The sequence below is a fragment of the Xylanimonas protaetiae genome (assembly GCF_004135385.1).
Classification (GTDB): Bacteria; Actinomycetota; Actinomycetes; order Actinomycetales; family Cellulomonadaceae; genus Xylanimonas; species Xylanimonas protaetiae.
Genome location: NZ_CP035493.1, coordinates 2908749 through 2926552, shown reverse-complemented (window position 1 = coordinate 2926552; position 17804 = coordinate 2908749). Strand labels below are relative to the sequence as shown.

The following is a 17804-nucleotide window of genomic DNA, read 5'->3' as shown; positions in this document are numbered from 1 at the left end:
GTCAGCGGGCGTCCCCGCGCGCCACGAGCTCGCGGGCCAGCTGCCGGTAGGCCAGCGCGCCCGGGTGGTTCGGGGCGTACGCGGTGATGGGCTCGGCGGCCACGGACGCGTCGGGGAACTTCACGGTGCGCCCGATGACGGTGTGCAGCAGCGTGTTGCCGAACGCCTCGTGGACGCGGGCGACGACCTCGCGCGAGTGCAGGGTGCGCGAGTCGTACATGGTCGGCAGGATGCCGTCGATCTCGAGCCCGGGGTTGAGGCGGTCGCGCACCTTCTCGATGGTCTCGACGAGCAGCGCGACGCCGCGCAGCGCGAAGAACTCGCACTCGAGCGGGATCAGCACGCCGTGCGCGGCGGTGAGCGCGTTGACGGCGAGCAGGCCGAGCGACGGCTGGCAGTCCACGAGGATGACGTCGTACTGGTCGAGGATCGGCCGCAGGCCACGGGCGAGCACCGACTCGCGGGCCACCTCGCCGACGAGCTGCACCTCGGCCGCCGACAGGTCGATGTTCGCGGGCAGCACGTCGAGGTTCTCGATGGCCGTCGGCAGGATCACGTCGGTGGCCTGCACGGTGCGGTCCATCAGCAGGTTGTAGACCGACAGGTCGAGCTCGTGCGGGTTGACGCCCACGCCCACCGACGCGGCGCCCTGCGGGTCGAAGTCCACAAGGAGCACGCGGCGCCCGTACTCGGCCAGCGCCGCGCCCAGGTTGATGGTGGTCGTCGTCTTGCCGACGCCGCCCTTCTGGTTGCACATCGCGATGATGCGGGCAGGGCCGTGCTGCGCCAGAGGCGCAGGATCTGGGAAGAAGGGAAGTGCACGCCCGACGGCGTCACGTGCCTCCTCCGTGCTCACGGTGGCGGCAGGTGCGAACAGCGTGTCGTTCCCCGGTGCATCGCTCACGTCGGTCACGCTACCCCAGCCCGTTCGCGCCGCCCGCAGGCCCGCCCGGCGCGCCGCCGACAGTGCACCATCCCCGGGCGCCCCGTCGCGCTCCGCCCCGCCCTGCGCGCGCTGCCCCGCGGGACGCCGCGTTGGTAGCGTGCGCTCATGGCGACGGCGAGACGGCGTGGCAGGGCGCGTGGCGCAGCGCGCGGACGAGAGCTCCGGTGGGCGGTCGGCACGATCGTGGTGCTCCTCGTGCTCGCGGCCGCGGTCCCGGTCGCACTGCCGTTCCTGACGGCGCTCGGTGCCGAGCGCTGACCCGCCCGCCGCCGCTCGGCTCCGGGCTACAGCGCCCGGGGGTGCGTGGCCGCGTAGACCTCGCGCAGCGTGTCCGGGGTGACCATCGTGTAGATCTGCGTCGTCGTCACCGAGGCGTGGCCGAGGAGCTCCTGGACGACGCGCACGTCCGCGCCGCCCTGCAGCAGGTGGGTGGCGAAGGAGTGCCGCAGGGTGTGCGGCGAGACGTTCTCGAGCCCGGCCCGCGACGACGCGGCCTGGAGCACCGCCCACGCCGACTGCCGTGACAGCGGCCGCCCGCGCGTGTTGAGGAAGAGCGCGGGCGTACCGGAGCCGGCGGCCGCGAGCGCCGGTCGCGCCCGCACCAGGTAGGCGTCGAGCGCGGACCGCGCGTACGACCCGACGGGGACGATCCGCTCCTTGTCCCCCTTGCCGTGCAGCCGCACGACGGCGGGGACGTCGTCGCCCTCGGCGCCGAGCCAGCCGAGCGCGTCGACGTCGAGGCCGACGACCTCGCTGATGCGACCGCCGGTCGAGTACAGGAGCTCGAGCAGCGCGCGGTCGCGCAGCGGCACGGGCCCGTCGCCGACGCCCGCGCACTCCAGCAGCCGCGTGACGGCGTCGACGCTCAGGGCGTGCGGGAGCCGCCGCAGCTGGGTGGGCGCGCGCACCTCGGCCGCCGGGTCCTGGAGGGAGAGGCCCTCGGCCTGCGCGAACCTGTGCCAGCCCCGCACGGCGGCGAGCGCCCGCGCGGTCGACGACGCCGAGAGCCGCGCACCGCCGTCGGACCCGTCGCGGACCGCGGCCACGAACCCGGTGACGTCGTCCTCGCCGACCGCGCCGAGGGACGTGCGCCCGAGGCGGTCGAGGTGCCGCAGGTAGCGGGCGAGGTCGCGACGGTACGCGGCCGTGGTGTTGGCGGACAGGCCGCGCTCGACGCGCAGGTGCGCCAGGTAGTCGTCGAGGGCCACCTCCAGGGGCCCGCTGACGATGACCCCGGGCGCCCCACGGGGCCCCGCGACGAGGCGGGCAGGCTCGTGGGTCGGGGCGACGCTGCTGCTCACGCGGTCATGATGACGCGACGCGCGGGAGCCGGTCACAAGGCCACGCCGTGCTCGCTCCCTTCAGGCGAGCGGTGAGCAGGAGGTGAGAGGTGTGGACGACCGCTCCGTGGTCAGCCGCGTGGTCGAGATCCTCGCCGCGGCGAGCTCGCGCGCCGTCGCGAGCCTCGCCGACCTGACCCTGCTGACGGGGCTGCCGAAGCCGACCGTGCGCCGCATCGCCGAGCAGCTCGTCGAGAGCGGCGCGCTGACCCGCACGCCGTGGGGCTACCAGGTGGGCACGCGGCTCCAGCGCCTCGGCCGGCCCCACGCCTCCCCGGAGGCGCTCGCCCCCGTGCACGACGCCCTGACGGCGCTGCACGCGCAGCTCGGCGGCATCGCCTGGTTCACGGCCCACGCCGACCGGGTCGACGAGCAGCCGGAGCTCGTGGTCACCGACCCCGCGATGCGGCTCCAGGCCCTGCGGGAGTGGCCCGCGCCGACGAGCCTGTCGACCATCGCGCTCACCGCGATCGGGCAGTGCGTCCTGTCCCGGCGACCGGAGCTCGCGGAGCGCGTCGCGCGCACGCGCGCGGGTCGCGGGCTCCGCGCCCGCCTGCACGCCTCGGCGGACCGGGGCGCGTTCGTCGACGACGAGGCGCACACCCCGGGCCGCCGGTGCGTCGCGGTGCCGCTCGTCCACGGCGGCGTGCTGGGGGTCACGGTCCCGGCCGACCGCTCGCCGCTCGACGCGCTGGTCCGGGCGACCCTGGCCGCGGCCGCGCGCGTGGACGCCGCCGGACCGCGCGACGGCGTTCCGCTGAGCGACCCGCACCCGTGACGCCCCGGGCCGGGCCGCCTCTCACTCCCCGAACGGCTCGAGCAGCTCGCGCACCTCGGACCCACGGGTCCGCCGGACGGGGAGGCAGGTCATGACGACGATCCAGTTCGACATCGGGGGCCCCGGCCTGGAGCGCGAGGTCGTCGTCCCGGGCCGCGGCGCGACCGCGGCGCCCTGGCGCGGAGCGCACGCACCGGACCGGCGCACGGGCCGGGGATGGACGCTCGTGCTGGGGCTCGTCGTGGGCGCCGGGGCCATCGGCGGGTTCGCGCCCGCGTCCGGGGACACCGGCCGCGACGTGACCCTCACGGGGACGGCGTCGCGCGGCCGGGTGGAGGCGCGTCTCATGAAGCTCACCCCGGGGAGGGCGTACATCGTGCTCCGCGACGGGCGCACTCTCGTGTACCACCGGCCCGCGGCGTCGGAGCCCCCGCCGACCTGGACGCAGATGAGGCCCCCGAGCGGGTGCGACCTGCACCCCGACGGTCGCGACACCAGGTTCGAGTGCTGACGCCGGTCGTCAGAAGGGCAGGAACACGTCCACGGCGACGGCGACGAAGAGCACGGTCAGGTACGTGATCGACGCGTGGAAGACGTTCATGGCCACCTTGCCGGTCTTCGCGCGGCCGTGGCGGGCGTGGTCGAGCATGAGCCACGTCTGCCAGCCGAACCACGCGGCCAGGAGCGCGGCGACCACCGTGTACACCCACGTCATCCCGGCGAGCGGGACCAGCGCGAACGAGCACACGAACATCGCGGCCGTGTAGACCACCATCTCCGTGGCCACGCGGCGGTCGGAGGCGACCACGGGGAGCATCGGCACGCCGGCGGCGGCGTAGTCCTTCTTGAACTTCACGCTCAGCGGCCAGTAGTGCGGCGGTGTCCAGAAGAAGATGACGCCGAACAGCGCGACGGGCGCCCAGCTCAGCGAGCCGGTGACGGCCGCCCACCCGATGAACACGGGCATGCAGCCGGCGACGCCGCCCCACACGATGTTCTGCGAGGTCCGCCGCTTGAGGATCATCGTGTAGAAGACGACGTACAGCGCGATCGCGGCGAACGTCAGCCAGGCCGAGAACACGTTGACCAGCAGCGCGAACCACACGAGCGACACGACACCCAGCACGGTGGCGAAGATCAGCGCGTTGCGGGGCGTGACCTCCCCCGTGACCAGCGGGCGGCGCTTGGTGCGGCTCATGACCGCGTCGATGTCGCGGTCGTAGTAGCAGTTGTAGGCGTTGGCCGACCCGGCGGCCAGGGCGCCGCCGACGAGCGTCGCGAGCACCAGCCACAGGTTCGGCAGGCCCCGCTCGGCGAGGATCATCGTCGGGATGGTCGTCACCAGCAGCAGCTCGATGATGCGCGGCTTCGTCAGAGCGACGTAGGCGCCGACGCGGTCACGCAGGCGGCCGGGGACGATCTGGCTCGTGCTCACGCGCGTCGCTGTTCCGTTCTGGTGGGCGGGGTTCTGGCCACATCCTACGGCTGCCCTCCTGCGACGGGCACCGTCATCGGTGTGACGCACGACGCCGACCTGCGGGGAAGGCCCGGAGGTGCAGCGACTGTTGGTGACGACTGGCGGACAACCGCCGGACAGCCACACCCCCGAGACACCCCCTCGATATACGCTGGATCCGCAACTGGCCGCCGCTCAGGCCGAGACCCACCCAGCGCAGGTCCTGGGAAGTAGCGCGTCGGCACATGAGAGGCAACCCGTACACGATCCCCGGGGCCGCGATGCCCTGGACAGGAAGAAGGCATTCGTGAGCACGTTCGACCCCGCTCTGACCCCGTTCGAGTGGAACGACCTCGACCAGCGGGCCGTCACGGCGATCAAGGCGATGGCCGCCGACGCCGTCGAGAAGGCCGGCAACGGCCACCCGGGCACCGCGATCTCGCTCGCCCCCGCGGCATACCTGCTCTTCCAGAAGGTCATGCGTCACGACCCGTCGAACGCGCACTGGGTCGGTCGCGACCGGTTCATCCTGTCGGCGGGCCACTCGTCGCTGACGATCTACCTCCAGCTCTTCCTGGCCGGCTACGGCCTGGAGATCGAGGACATCGAGGCGCTGCGCCAGTGGGACTCGAAGACCCCGGGCCACCCCGAGGTCGGCCACACCACCGGTGTCGAGATCACCACCGGTCCGCTGGGCCAGGGCCTCGCGGCCGCCACCGGCTTCGCCTTCGCGTCGCGCCGCGAGCGCGGCCTGCTCGACCCCGAGGCCGCCCCGGGCGCCTCGCCGTTCGACCACCACGTCTACGTCATCGCCGGTGACGGCGACCTCCAGGAGGGCGTGACCTCCGAGGCCGCGTCGCTCGCGGGCCACCAGGAGCTCGGCAACCTCATCGTCATCTGGGACGACAACCGGATCTCGATCGAGGACCAGACGGACATCTCGTTCTCCGAGGACGTCGTCCTGCGCTACCAGTCGTACGGCTGGCACACGCTCGAGGTCGACTGGACCAACGGCGGCGGCGAGTACACCGAGGACGTCGCCGCGCTGGCCGCCGCCATCGAGGCCGCCAAGGCCGAGACCGGCAAGCCGACCCTGATCCGCCTGTCGACCATCATCGGCTGGCCGTCGCCCAAGAAGCAGGACACCTACGCGATCCACGGCTCCGCCCTGGGCGGCGCCGAGGTCGAGGGCCTCAAGGAGGCCCTGGGCCTCGACACCACCAAGTCGTTCCAGATCGACGACGAGGTGCTCAAGTACACGCGCACCGTCGCCGACCGTCAGGCCGCCGAGCGCGCCGCCTGGGACGAGGCCTTCGCCGCCTGGCAGGGCGCCAACCCGGAGGCCGCCGCGCTGCTCGAGCGCCTCACGGCCAAGGAGCTGCCCGCCGGCTGGACCGAGGCCCTGCCGACGTTCCCGGCCGACCCGAAGGGCGTCGCCACCCGCGTCGCCTCGGGCAAGACGCTGACCGCGCTCGCCCCGGTGCTGCCCGAGCTGTGGGGCGGCTCGGCCGACCTTGCCGGCTCGAACAACACGACCATGGACGGCGAGCCGTCGTTCATCACGGAGAACCACCAGACCCGCACGTGGAAGGGCGACATCTACGGCCGCACCCTCCACTTCGGCATCCGTGAGCACGGCATGGGCGCGATCCTCAACGGCATCACGCTGCACGGCCTGACGCGCCCCTACGGCGGCACGTTCTTCCAGTTCGCCGACTACATGCGCGGCGCCGTCCGCCTGGCCGCCCTCATGCAGACGCCGTCGATCTTCGTGTGGACGCACGACTCGATCGGCCTCGGCGAGGACGGCCCGACGCACCAGCCGGTCGAGCACCTGTGGGCCTACCGCGCGATCCCGGGCCTGGACATCGTCCGCCCGGCCGACGCGAACGAGACCGTCTGGGCGTGGCGCGGCATCATCGAGAACACCAAGAACCCGGCCGGCCTGATCCTCTCGCGTCAGAACCTGCCGACGTTCCCCCGCGGCGAGGAGGGCTTCGCCTCCGCCGAGGGCGTCCTCAAGGGTGCGTACACGCTCCTGGACACCGACGGCACGCCGGACGTGATCCTGATCGGCACCGGCTCCGAGGTCCAGCTCGCCGTCCGGGCGCGCGAGACCCTGGCCGCCGAGGGCATCAAGGCCCGCGTCGTCTCGGCCCCGTCGCTCGAGTGGTTCGCGCGCCAGTCGGCCGAGTACCGCGAGTCGGTGCTCCCGGCGGGCGTCAAGGCCCGCGTGTCGGTCGAGGCCGGCATCGGGCTCGGCTGGGCCGGCATCGTCGGCGACGCCGGCCGCTCGGTCTCGCTCGAGCACTACGGCGCCTCGGCCCCGGCCGAGACGCTGTTCGCGGAGTTCGGCATCACGGCCGAGGCCGTGGTGAGCGCAGCGCGCGAGTCGATCGCGGCCGCGCAGGCGTGACATGAGAGGCAGGGGCCGGTCCGAGCGTTCGGGCCGGCCCCTGTCTCGCTAGGTTGCAGTACGCGGGTGCTTCCACGAGCACCCGTGACGGACAGTTCAGCCGGTCGTCGACGCGGTCGAGACCGGCGCCACCACAAGGAAGGTCCGACCCCGCATGACAAGCTCCAACGACACCCGCCCCACGCACAGGCTCTCCGAGGCCGGGGTGTCGATCTGGCTCGACGACCTGTCCCGCGAGCGCCTCGCCACGGGCAACCTCGCAGCCCTGGTCGCAGAGAAGGACGTGGTGGGAGTCACCACGAACCCCACGATCTTCGCGTCCGCGCTCAGCAAGGGCGACGCCTACGCGGGCGCCCTCGCCGCGCTCGCAGGCACGGACGTCGAGGCCGCCGTCGAGCGGATCACGACGGACGACGTCCGCGACGCCGCCGACGTGCTGCGCCCCGTCTACGACGCCACGCACGCCGTCGACGGCCGCGTGTCCATCGAGGTGGACCCGCGCCTGGCGCGCGACACCGAGCACACGGTCGAGGTCGCGGAGCGCCTGTGGGCGACCGTCGGCCGCCCCAACGTCATGATCAAGATCCCCGCGACCGTCGAGGGCCTGCCGGCCATCACGCGCGTGCTCGCCCAGGGCATCTCGGTCAACGTGACCCTCATCTTCTCGATCGAGCGCTACCGCGCCGTCCTGGACGCGTGGCTCGCCGGCCTCGAGCAGGCGACGGCGAACGGCCACGACCTGTCCGTCGTCGGCTCGGTCGCGTCGTTCTTCGTCTCGCGCGTCGACTCCGCCGTGGACGCCGCGCTGGAGAAGGTCGGCACCGACGACGCCGCGGCCCTGCGCGGCAAGGCGGCGATCGCCAACGCGCGCCTGGCCTACGCCGCCTACGAGGAGGTCGTGGCCGGCGAGCGCTGGGCCGCCCTCAAGGCCGCCGGCGCCCAGCCGCAGCGCCCCCTGTGGGCCTCGACGGGCGTGAAGAACCCCGAGTACCGCGACACGATGTACGTCGACGAGCTCGTCGTCGCCGGCGTCGTGAACACCATGCCGGAGGCGACGCTGGACGCGTTCGCCGACCACGGCATCGTGCTCGGCGACACCGTGACCGGCACCGCCGAGGAGGCCGCGGCCCAGATCGTCGCCATCGAGGCCCAGGGCGTCTCGCTGGACAAGGTCACGACCCAGCTGGAGACCGAGGGCGTCGACAAGTTCGAGGTCAGCTGGTCGCAGCTCCTCGAGACGACGCAGGCCGGCCTCGACGCCGCCGCGACGCAGGGAGGAGCCGAGTGAGGCCCGCCAAGATCACCGCGGAGCACAACCCGCTGCGCGACCCCCGCGACCTGCGCCTGCCGCGCATCGCGGGCCCGTCCGGGCTGGTCATCTTCGGCGTGACGGGCGACCTGTCGCGCAAGAAGCTCATGCCGGCGGTGTACGACCTGGCCAACCGCGGCCTGCTGCCCCCGGGCTTCGCGCTGACGGGCTTCGCGCGCCGCGACTGGGCGGACGAGGACTTCGCGCAGGTGGTGCACGACGCCGTCAAGCAGTACGCGCGCACCCCGTTCCGCGAGGCCACCTGGCGCCAGCTCTCCGAGGGCATCCGGTTCGTCCAGGGCGCGTTCGACGACGACGAGGCGTTCGCCGAGCTGCGCCGCACGGTCGAGAAGCTCGACGCGGAGCGGGGCACGGGCGGCAACCACGCCTTCTACCTGTCGATCCCGCCGAGCGCGTTCCCCACCGTGGTCCAGCAGCTCCAGGAGCACGGCCTCTCGACGCCGCAGGAGGGCGCCTGGCGCCGCGTCGTCATCGAGAAGCCGTTCGGTCACGACCTGGAGTCGGCCAAGGAGCTCGACGCCGTCGTGTCCGAGGTGTTCGACCAGGAGTCGGTGTTCCGCATCGACCACTACCTGGGCAAGGAGACGGTCCAGAACCTGCTGGCGCTGCGCTTCGCGAACCAGATGTTCGAGCCGATCTGGAACAACAACTACGTCGACCACGTGCAGATCACGATGGCCGAGGACATCGGCATCGGCGGCCGCGCCGGCTACTACGACGGCATCGGCGCTGCCCGCGACGTCATCCAGAACCACCTGCTCCAGCTCCTCGCCCTCGTGGCGATGGAGGAGCCGGTGAACTTCGAGGCGAACGCGCTGCGCGCCGAGAAGATCAAGGCGCTGTCCTCCGTCCGCATCCCCCACGACCTGGGCCGCCACACCGCGCGCGGCCAGTACGCGGCCGCGTGGCAGGGCGGCGAGAAGGTCGTCGGCTTCCTCGAAGAGGAGGGGTTCAACCCCGAGTCCACGACGGAGACGTTCGCCGCCGTCCGCCTCGACATCGACAACCGCCGCTGGGCGGGCGTGCCGTTCTACCTGCGCACGGGCAAGCGCCTGGGCCGCCGCGTCACCGAGGTGGCCGTCGTGTTCAAGAAGGCGCCGCACCTGCCGTTCGAGTCGTCGCTGACGTCCGAGCTCGGCAACAACGCGCTGGTCATCCGCGTGCAGCCCGACGAGGGCGTCACGATGCGGTTCGGCGCCAAGGTGCCGGGCACCGCGATGGAGGTCCGCGACGTCACGATGGACTTCGGCTACGGCCACGCCTTCACCGAGTCCTCGCCCGAGGCCTACGAGCGCCTCATCCTCGACGTGCTGCTGGGCGACCCGCCGCTCTTCCCGACGCGCGAGGAGGTCGAGCTCTCCTGGAAGATCCTCGACCCGATCACGGCGTACTGGGCCAAGCAGGGCCGTCCCGAGCAGTACCCCGCCGGCACCTGGGGCCCCGCCTCGGCCGACGCGATGATGGCCCGTGACGGCCGTGCCTGGAGGAGGCCCTGATGATCATCGACATGCCTGAGACCACCACCACCGCGGTCGACAAGCGCCTGGTGCGCCTGCGCGACGAGGGCGGCGCCGTCGCCCTCGGGCGCGTGCTCACCCTGGTGATCATCGCCGACGAGGCCGACGTCGAGACGGCCGTCGAGGCCGCCAACGAGGCCAGCCGCGAGCACCCGAGCCGCGTGCTCGTGCTCGCGTCGGCGGGTCCCCTGGACGCCGCGCCGCGCCTGGACGCGCAGATCCGCGTGGGCGGCGACGCCGGCGCGTCCGAGGTGGTCGTCCTGCGCGCCGCGGGGCCGCTCCAGGAGCAGCCCGACGCCGTCGTGATGCCCCTCCTGCTGCCCGACGCGCCCATCGTCGTCTGGTGGCCGCGCGAGGCGCCGCAGACGCCGTCGGAGCACCCCATCGGGCGGATCGCCCACCGGCGTATCACCGACTCGGTCATGTCGGCCGACCCGGAGACGATGATCCGCTCGCTGGCCGACCAGTACGCCGAGGGCGACACCGACCTCGCGTGGGCGCGTGTCACGCTGTGGCGCGGCCTGCTGGCGGCGGCCGTCGAGCAGCCCCCGTTCGAGCCCGTCACGAGCGTCGTCATCGAGGGCGAGAAGGGCCACACGTCGCTCGACCTGCTGGCGGGCTGGCTGCGCGCCCGCCTCAAGACGCCGACGACGATCGCGCACAAGCCCGGCACGACGGCCATCACGCGCGTCGTGCTCCGGCGCAAGAGCGGCGAGATCGTCCTCGACCGGCCCGACGGGCGCATCGTGACGATCTCGCAGACAGGCTCGCCGGACCGCCGGATCGCGCTGCCGATCCGCAAGCTCAGCGAGGCCATCATCGAGGAGCTGCGTCGTCTCGACCCCGACGAGGTCTACGCGGAGGCCCTCGTCTCGGGCCTGCGGGCCGTCGACGCGGAGGCCGCGGGGGACGCCGCGTGACCGGCCGGCTCGTCGTCGTCCACCCGGACGCCGACGTGCTGGCCCAGGCCGCCGCCGCGCGGCTGCTCACGCGCCTCCTCGACGTGCAGTCCGTGCGCCGGCCGGTGCACGTCGTCCTCACGGGCGGCACGGTCGGGATCAGGACGCTGGCGGCCGCTGCCGCGAGCCCGCTGGTCGGGGCCGTCGACTGGTCCGGCGTGCACCTGTGGTGGGGCGACGAGCGCTACCTGCCCGCCGGCGACCCGGACCGCAACGAGACGCAGGCCCGCGCGGCCCTCCTCGACGCCCTGACGGCGTCCTGGGGGCTGCCGGAGGGCAACGTGCACCCGATGGCCGGCCCGGACGCCGCCGACTCCCCCGAGGCGTCGGCGCAGGCGTACGCGGCGGAGCTCGCGGCGCACGCCGAGGCGGGCGCCGCGGCGCCTGCGTTCGACGTGCTCCTGCTCGGCATGGGCCCGGACGGTCACGTCGCCTCGCTGTTCCCGGGGCACGAGGCCCTGGCGGCCGGCGGCACGACGGTGGGGGTGCACCACTCCCCCAAGCCGCCCGCGGAGCGCGTCTCGCTGACCTTCGAGGCCGTCAACGCGGCCCGCGAGGTGTGGGTCGTGGCGGCCGGCGCCGAGAAGGCCGAGCAGGCCGCCGCGGCCCTCGCGGGCCACACCGTCACGGAGGTCCCGGCGTCGGGCGTGCACGGCACGGACCGGACGCTGTGGCTGCTGGACACCGCGGCCTCGGACGCCCCGTAGGGAGCCTGCCGGGCAAGGCGAAAGCCCTGGTGGTCGGAGTCCGACCACCAGGGCTTCGTCGTTGCTAGACGTACTCGCCGCGGCGGCGCCGCAGCACCGCCAGCGCCTCGTCGAGGAGGGCGGCGCCCTCCTCGTCCGAGCGGCGCTCCTTCACGTACGCGAGGTGCGTCTTGTACGGCTCGTGGTGCACGGCCGGCGGCGGGGCCGCCTGGTCCAGCCCGGCGGGGAAGCCGCACCGCTGGCAGTCCCACTGTGCCGGCGGGGTGAACTCCGCCACGACGGCGAAGACCGTCTGCGTCTCGTGCCCGTTGACGCACCAGTAGGAGATGCGAGCGCGGGGCGCGATGTCGCCGCGCTCCGACTCGCCCATCGGGCCTGCGCCAACGCGCGAACCACGAATCGCATGACCTGCAGAAGCCATGTCCGCCCGTCCTCACCTTCGACTCGCGTCGCCCGCCACGGTGCCGACGACGTGAGGAGAGTACCTGAGGTCAGCCGAGCTTCTGAATGAGTCCCAAAAGGACGATGACGACGGCCCACACGATCGCGAAAGACACCGTGATGCGGTTGAGGTTCCGCTCCGCGACGCCGGAGGACCCGGCGCTCGCCGAGATGCCGCCGCCGAACATGTCGGACAGGCCGCCGCCCTTGCCCTTGTGCAGGAGGATCAGCAGGGTGAGGAACCCGCTGGTGATGACCAGCAGGACCTGGAGGATGATGCGCAGGACGTCCATAGTGCTCCAGCCTAGGTGACGCGCGCCCTCCGAGGGAAACCTCCGGTTGCCCGGGGCCGACCCTCGAAGGGCGCGCGTCGCGTGGTGAGTGGTGAGGGTCAGGCGTGCGACTGGAAGCGCACGATCTTCGCGAACTCCTCGGGGTCGAGGCTCGCGCCACCCACGAGGGCGCCGTCGACGTCCGGCTTCGCCATGATGTCGGCGACGTTGGACGACTTCACCGAGCCGCCGTACAGGACGCGGGTCGCCGCGGCGACCTCCTCGTCGAACTGCTCGGCGAGCAGGGCGCGGATCGCACCGCAGACCTCCTGCGCGTCCTCGGGCGTGGCGACCTCGCCGGTGCCGATGGCCCACACGGGCTCGTAGGCGATGACGATCTGGGCCACCTGCTCCTTGGTCAGGTCGGCCAGGCCGGCCTCGACCTGCGCGAGCGTGTACGAGACCTGGTCGCCCGCCTTGCGGACGTCCAGGCCCTCGCCCACGCACAGGATCGGCGTGATGCCCTTGCCGAACGCGGCGCGGACCTTCGCGTTGACCAGCGCGTCGGACTCGGCGTGGTACTCGCGGCGCTCCGAGTGGCCGATGACGACGTAGGCGCAGCCGAGCTTCGCCAGCATCGTCGCCGAGATCTCGCCCGTGTAGGCGCCGGACTCGTGCTGGGAGACGTCCTGGGCCGCGTACCTGACCTCGAGCTTGTCGCCGTCGACCAGGGTCTGGACGGAGCGCAGGTCGGTGAAGGGCGCGCAGACGACGACCTCGACGGACGCGTAGTCGTGCTTGGCGTCCTTGAGGGTCCACGCGAGCTTCTGGACGGTGGCGATGGCCTCCTGGTGGTCCAGGTTCATCTTCCAGTTGCCCGCCATCAGCGGGGTGCGGTTCGTCATCTGTCAGCCCTCAGTTCTCGTCGGCAAGGACGTCGATGCCCGGCAGCGTCTTGCCCTCGAGCAGCTCGAGGGACGCGCCACCACCGGTGGAGATGTGACCGAAGTCGGCCGTGTCGTAGCCGAGCGTCTTGACGGCCGCAGCCGAGTCGCCGCCGCCGACGATCGTGAAGGCGCCGTTGCGGCCGGCCGCGATGAGGCCGTCCATGACGGCGCGCGTGCCGCCCGCGTAGTCCTCGCGCTCGAACACGCCCATGGGGCCGTTCCAGGCGATGGTCTTCGCGTCGGCCAGCTTCGCGGCGAACAGCTCGCCCGAGGCGGGGCCGATGTCGAGCCCGATCTTGTCGGCGGGGATCGCGTCGGCGGCCACGACGCCGGCCGGGGCCGGGGCGTCGAAGGAGTCGGCGACGACGACGTCGATCGGCAGGACGATCTCGACGCCGCGCTCGGCGGCGCGGGCGAGGTAGCCCTGGACCGTCGGGACCTGGTCCTCCTCGAGCAGCGACGTGCCGACCTCGTGGCCCTGGGCCTTGAGGAAGGTGAACATCATGCCGCCGCCGATGAGCAGGCGGTCGGCCTTCTCGATGAGGTTCGAGATGACGCCGAGCTTGTCCGAGACCTTCGAGCCGCCGAGGACGACGACGTAGGGGCGCTCGGGGTCGGTCGTCGCCTTGGACAGCGAGTCGACCTCCTTGAAGACCAGCGTGCCGGCCGCGGCGGGCAGGATCTGGGCGATGTCGTAGACCGACGCCTGCTTGCGGTGCACGACGCCGAAGCCGTCGGACACGTAGGCGTCGGCGAGCTGCGCGAGCTCGGCGGCCTCGGCCTGACGCTCCGCGTCGACCTTCGACGTCTCGCGCGGGTCCATGCGGACGTTCTCGAGCAGGGCGACCTCGCCCGGCTGGAGCGCGGCGACGGTCTCCTGCGCGGACGGGCCGGTCAGGTCCTTCGCCAGCGGCACGGGCTTGCCGAGCAGCTCCGCGAGGCGCGCGGCGACGGGCGCGAGGGTGAAGCTCTCGTCGAACGTGAACTCACCGACGGGCTTCGGGCGGCCGAGGTGCGCCATGACGACGACGGCCGCGCCGGCGTCGAGCAGGGCGTTGATCGTCGGCAGCGCGGCGACGATGCGGGCGTCGTCCGTGATCGTCTTCGTGCCGTCCTTGGACAGCGGCACGTTGAAGTCGGCGCGGACGAGGACCTTCTTGCCCGTGAGGTCGCCGAGGGAGGCGATGGTCTTCACAAGTACTCCAGATGATCGGAGGAGTGGGTGGTCAAGGGGGCGGGACGACGAAGGCCGCGTGGGGTCTCGACGAGCTCAACCACCGGCGGTTGAGCTTGTCGAAACCACGCACGCGGCCTTCGGTTCACGCTGGGCTACGGGAGAGTCAGAGCTTCTCGCCGACGAGCACGGTGAGGTTGACGAGCGAGTTGGAGTAGCCCCACTCGTTGTCGTACCACGAGACGACCTTGACCAGGTCGCCGCTCACCTTGGTGAGCTTGGCGTCGAAGATCGACTGGTGCGGGTCGGTCACGATGTCCGACGACACGATCTCGTCCTCGACGTAGGACAGGACGCCCTTGAGCGGGCCCTCGGCGGCAGCCTTGACCGCGGCGTTGACCTCCTCGACCGTGACCTCGCGCGAGGCGGTGAAGGTCAGGTCGGTGGCCGAGCCGGTGATCGTCGGCACGCGCATGGCGAAGCCGTCGAGCTTGCCCTTGAGCTCGGGGAGCACGAGGGCGACAGCCTTCGCGGCACCCGTCGAGGTGGGGACGATGTTCTGCGCGGCGGCGCGGGCACGACGAAGGTCGCGGTGCGGGCCGTCCTGCAGGTTCTGGTCACCCGTGTAGGCGTGGATCGTGGTCATGAGGCCACGCTCGATGCCGATGGCGTCGTTGAGCGCCTTCGCCATGGGGGCGAGGCAGTTCGTGGTGCACGACGCGTTCGAGATGATGTGGTGGGCGGCCGGGTCGTACTGGTCGCTGTTCACGCCCATGACGAACGTGGCGTCCTCGTTCTTCGCCGGGGCGGAGATGATGACCTTCTTGGCGCCCGCCTCGATGTGGGCCTTGGCCTTCTCGGCGTCCGTGAAGAAGCCGGTCGACTCGATGACGATGTCGGCACCGAGCTCGGCCCACGGCAGGTTCTTGGGGTCACGCTCGGCGAGGGCGCGGATGGCCTTGCCGTCGACGATGATGTTCTCGTCGTCGAAGTCCACCGTCTGGCCGAGGCGGCCGAGGACCGTGTCGTACTTCAGCAGGTGCGCGAGCGTCTTGTTGTCCGTGAGGTCGTTGACACCGACGATCTCGATGTCAGCACCGGACTCGACGATGGCCCGGTAGAAGTTACGCCCGATGCGGCCGAAGCCGTTGATCCCGACGCGGATGGTCACAATGCCCTCCTCAGGGGCGCGCCGGATCCCCCGACGCACACACGTAGATGCCTTGAACAGCGCGTGCTTGAACGCGCTGGTGAACTGGACGCACATCTCCCCCGCGTGACCCAGGCACGAAGCCAACGTTTCCCGTGGGGAAGGTCACGTCGTCGTCACCTGACGCCATGGAGCCTATACCGCGATCCGGGTTCGCGCGCCGCATGGATCGGCTGGTGGCGCGCGTGGTCCGACCACCCGGCGTCGCGTGTGTCACACCCGGTCACAGGTCGAGGAGGTCCGGGCTCAGTCCCGCCTCGGTGTCCGGGATGCCGAGCTCGAGGGCGCGCTTGTCCGCCGTCGACAGCAGGCGGCGGATGCGGCCCGCGACGGCGTCCTTGGACAGCGGCGGGTCCGCGAGCTGGCCGAGCTCCTCCAGCGACGCCTGCTTGTGCTCGAGCCGCAGCGTGCCGGCCTCGCGCAGGTGGTCGGGCACCTCGTCGCCGAGGATCTCGAACGCGCGCTCCACGCGCGCCCCGGCCGCGACGGCGGCGCGCGCCGAGCGGCGCAGGTTCGCGTCGTCGAAGTTCGCCAGGCGGTTCGCGGTGCCGCGCACCTCGCGCCGCGCGCGCCGCTCCTCCCAGACGTCGAGCGTCGTCGTCGCGCCCATGCGGCGCAGCATCTCGCCGATGGCCTCACCGTCGCGGATCACGACGCGGTCGACGCCGCGCACCTCGCGGGACTTGCCGTGCACGCCGAGGCGGCGCGCCGCGCCGACGAGCGCGAGCGCGGCCTCCGGGCCGGGGCAGGTCACCTCGAGGGCCATGGAGCGGCCCGGCTCGGTGAGGGAGCCGTGGGCCAGGAACGCGCCGCGCCACACCGCCTCGGCCTCCTGGACGCCCGCCGAGACGACCTCCGGGGAGAGCCCGCGCACGGGCCGCCCGCGCTGGTCGAGCAGGCCCGTCTGCCGGGCGAGCGACTCCCCCTCGCGGACCACGCGCACCACGTACCGGTGGTGCTTCCGCAGGCCGCCGGCCTGCACCACGATGAGGTCGCTCTGCTGGCCGTAGAGCTCGGCGATCGCGACGCGCAGCCGCGCCGCCGCGGCCTCGGTGTCGAGCTCCGCCTCGACGACGACGCGGCCCGAGATGATGTGCAGCCCGCCCGAGAACCGCAGCATCGCGGAGACCTCGGCCTTGCGGCACGACGTGCGGGTCACGCGCAGCCGCGCGAGCTCGTTCTTGACCTGTGCGGTGAGCGCCATGGCGGCCATCCTGCCACGGCGTGTCGCACGAAATGCGCGTCGGCGTGTCGGGGTCGCCGACGCGGCGCCCGACGTCGCTGCGCCTACGCCCCGGGCGGCGCGACGTCGCCCAGGACGCGGTCGAACACGTCCCGGTAGGCGGCGGCCAGGCGCAGCGCGTCGTGCCGCGCGGTGCCGTCGCCCAGGGCGACCTGCCGCATGACGAGCTGCGCCCCGAGCCGCGCCGCAGCGGCCTCGGCCGCCACGACGTCCTCGACCGCGGACGGGTCGGCGAGCACGACGTCGATGCGCAGGCCGGGCGCGTGCCGGTGCAGCGCGTCCAGCAGGTCGACGGCCGTCAGGCCCGAGGTCTCGGCGTCGGGCGACAGGTTGAGGGTCACGCAGCGGCGCGCGGACGTCTCGTGCAGCGCCGCCGAGAGCTGCGGCACCAGCAGGTGCACCAGCACCGACGAGTACCAGGAGCCGGGGCCGAGCACGACCCAGTCGGCCTCGCGCACGGCCGCGACGGCCTCGTCGCACGGCGGCGGGTCGGCCGGGTGCAGCCGCAGCTGCTCGATGCGCCCGGCGGCCTTCGCCACGTTGACCTGCCCGACGACGGTGCACGGCCCGTCCTCGCAGCGCACGTCCGCCTCGACGACGAGCGGCACCGACGCCATGGGCAGCACGCGCCCCCGCGCGCCGAGCAGCCTGCCCACCCAGTCCAGGCCCGTGACGGTGTCCCCCAGCAGCTCCCACAGGGCGGTGATGAGCAGGTTCCCGACGGCGTGCTGGTCGAGCGGGCCGTCGGTCACGAACCGGTGCTGGAGCACGGCCGACCAGGTGCGGCCCCAGTCGGAGTCGTCGGTCAGGGCCGCGAGCGCCATGCGCAGGTCGCCGGGCGGGAGCACGCCGAGCTCCTCGCGCAGCCGGCCGGACGACCCGCCGTCGTCGGCGACGGTGACGACGGCGGTGAGCCGGTCGGAGACGTGCCGCAGGGCGCGCAGGCTCGCGGAGAGGCCGTGCCCGCCGCCGAGGGCGACGACCCGGGGACCGCGCGAGTGCCCGGAGCGGAACGAGGACACGCGCGGCGGCGGGACTGCGGGCGGGGTGGGCGGGACTGCCAAAGGT

General features: G+C 72.8%; 18 protein-coding genes. 8 read left to right on the top strand and 10 right to left on the bottom strand.

Annotation, left to right across the window (positions count from 1 at the left end; translation table 11 throughout):
* Position 1: 1 nt before the first annotated feature.
* Positions 2-877, bottom strand: coding sequence for a ParA family protein (locus tag ET471_RS13530; RefSeq protein WP_129191008.1), 876 nt, complete (start codon positions 875-877; stop codon positions 2-4).
* Between the two features lie 174 nt (positions 878-1051).
* Here ET471_RS13530 and ET471_RS18060 point away from each other — a divergent pair, with 174 nt between their 5' ends.
* Positions 1052-1204, top strand: coding sequence for a hypothetical protein (locus ET471_RS18060; RefSeq protein WP_165350496.1), 153 nt, complete (start codon positions 1052-1054; stop codon positions 1202-1204).
* Between the two features lie 26 nt (positions 1205-1230).
* Here the strand turns inward: ET471_RS18060 and ET471_RS13525 are convergent, their stop codons facing one another.
* Positions 1231-2175, bottom strand: coding sequence for a site-specific tyrosine recombinase XerD (locus ET471_RS13525; RefSeq protein WP_129191006.1), 945 nt, complete (start codon positions 2173-2175; stop codon positions 1231-1233).
* 163 nt (positions 2176-2338) lie between these two features.
* On the opposite strand from ET471_RS13525, the gene ET471_RS13520 reads away from it, so the two are divergent.
* Both ET471_RS13520 and ET471_RS13515 read left to right on the top strand, forming a co-directional pair.
* Complete coding sequence (locus ET471_RS13520) at positions 2339-3064, top strand: helix-turn-helix domain-containing protein (RefSeq protein WP_165350495.1); 726 nt, start codon at positions 2339-2341, stop codon at positions 3062-3064.
* 91 nt (positions 3065-3155) lie between these two features.
* Complete coding sequence (locus tag ET471_RS13515; protein ID WP_129189138.1) at positions 3156-3575, top strand: hypothetical protein; 420 nt, start codon at positions 3156-3158, stop codon at positions 3573-3575.
* A 9-nt stretch (positions 3576-3584) separates the two neighbouring features.
* Here the strand turns inward: ET471_RS13515 and ET471_RS13510 are convergent, their stop codons facing one another.
* Entirely contained in the window at positions 3585-4499 is a 915-nt protein-coding gene (locus ET471_RS13510) for a heme o synthase (protein WP_129189136.1), read from the bottom strand.
* 328 nt (positions 4500-4827) lie between these two features.
* Here ET471_RS13510 and tkt point away from each other — a divergent pair, with 328 nt between their 5' ends.
* The 5 genes from tkt (at position 4828) to pgl (ending at position 11449) form a co-directional block, all read left to right on the top strand.
* Entirely contained in the window at positions 4828-6936 is a 2109-nt protein-coding gene (gene tkt / locus ET471_RS13505; protein ID WP_129189134.1) for a transketolase, read from the top strand.
* Positions 6937-7090: 154 nt separating this feature from the next.
* Positions 7091-8224 carry a transaldolase gene (gene tal / locus ET471_RS13500; RefSeq protein WP_129189132.1) on the top strand — a complete coding sequence of 378 codons (1134 nt, stop codon included), beginning with the start codon at positions 7091-7093 and terminating at the stop codon, positions 8222-8224.
* The gene (zwf, locus tag ET471_RS13495) at positions 8221-9762 is read left to right on the top strand and encodes a glucose-6-phosphate dehydrogenase (RefSeq protein ID WP_129189130.1); all 1542 of its coding nucleotides are present in this window, start codon (positions 8221-8223) and stop codon (positions 9760-9762) included. Before tal ends, zwf begins: the two co-directional genes overlap by 4 nt.
* Complete coding sequence (gene opcA / locus ET471_RS13490; RefSeq protein ID WP_129189128.1) at positions 9762-10703, top strand: glucose-6-phosphate dehydrogenase assembly protein OpcA; 942 nt, start codon at positions 9762-9764, stop codon at positions 10701-10703. The genes zwf and opcA overlap by 1 nt, the downstream gene beginning before the upstream one ends.
* A complete protein-coding gene (gene pgl, locus ET471_RS13485) occupies positions 10700-11449 on the top strand; it encodes a 6-phosphogluconolactonase (RefSeq protein WP_129189126.1) in 750 nt (249 codons plus the stop codon). Before opcA ends, pgl begins: the two co-directional genes overlap by 4 nt.
* A 64-nt stretch (positions 11450-11513) precedes the next feature.
* Here pgl and ET471_RS13480 read toward each other — a convergent pair whose 3' ends face one another.
* From ET471_RS13480 to ET471_RS13450, 7 genes are all read right to left on the bottom strand, one after another.
* Positions 11514-11870, bottom strand: coding sequence for an RNA polymerase-binding protein RbpA (locus tag ET471_RS13480; protein ID WP_129189124.1), 357 nt, complete (start codon positions 11868-11870; stop codon positions 11514-11516).
* Between the two features lie 70 nt (positions 11871-11940).
* Positions 11941-12183 carry a preprotein translocase subunit SecG gene (gene secG, locus ET471_RS13475; protein WP_129189122.1) on the bottom strand — a complete coding sequence of 81 codons (243 nt, stop codon included), beginning with the start codon at positions 12181-12183 and terminating at the stop codon, positions 11941-11943.
* A gap of 98 nt (positions 12184-12281) precedes the next feature.
* On the bottom strand, positions 12282-13067 hold the full coding sequence (gene tpiA / locus ET471_RS13470; RefSeq protein WP_129189120.1) for a triose-phosphate isomerase: 786 nt from the start codon (positions 13065-13067) through the stop codon (positions 12282-12284).
* A gap of 10 nt (positions 13068-13077) precedes the next feature.
* The gene (locus ET471_RS13465) at positions 13078-14304 is read right to left on the bottom strand and encodes a phosphoglycerate kinase (RefSeq protein WP_129189118.1); all 1227 of its coding nucleotides are present in this window, start codon (positions 14302-14304) and stop codon (positions 13078-13080) included.
* A 145-nt stretch (positions 14305-14449) separates the two neighbouring features.
* Positions 14450-15454: a type I glyceraldehyde-3-phosphate dehydrogenase gene (gene gap / locus ET471_RS13460; protein WP_129189116.1), complete on the bottom strand. Its 1005-nt coding sequence runs from the start codon at positions 15452-15454 to the stop codon at positions 14450-14452.
* A gap of 262 nt (positions 15455-15716) precedes the next feature.
* Positions 15717-16697, bottom strand: coding sequence for a DNA-binding protein WhiA (gene whiA, locus ET471_RS13455; protein ID WP_129189114.1), 981 nt, complete (start codon positions 16695-16697; stop codon positions 15717-15719).
* A gap of 83 nt (positions 16698-16780) precedes the next feature.
* Positions 16781-17800 (bottom strand): gluconeogenesis factor YvcK family protein, encoded by a 1020-nt coding sequence (locus tag ET471_RS13450; protein ID WP_165350494.1) that lies wholly within the window; start codon positions 17798-17800, stop codon positions 16781-16783.
* Between the last annotated feature and the right edge of the window lie 4 nt (positions 17801-17804).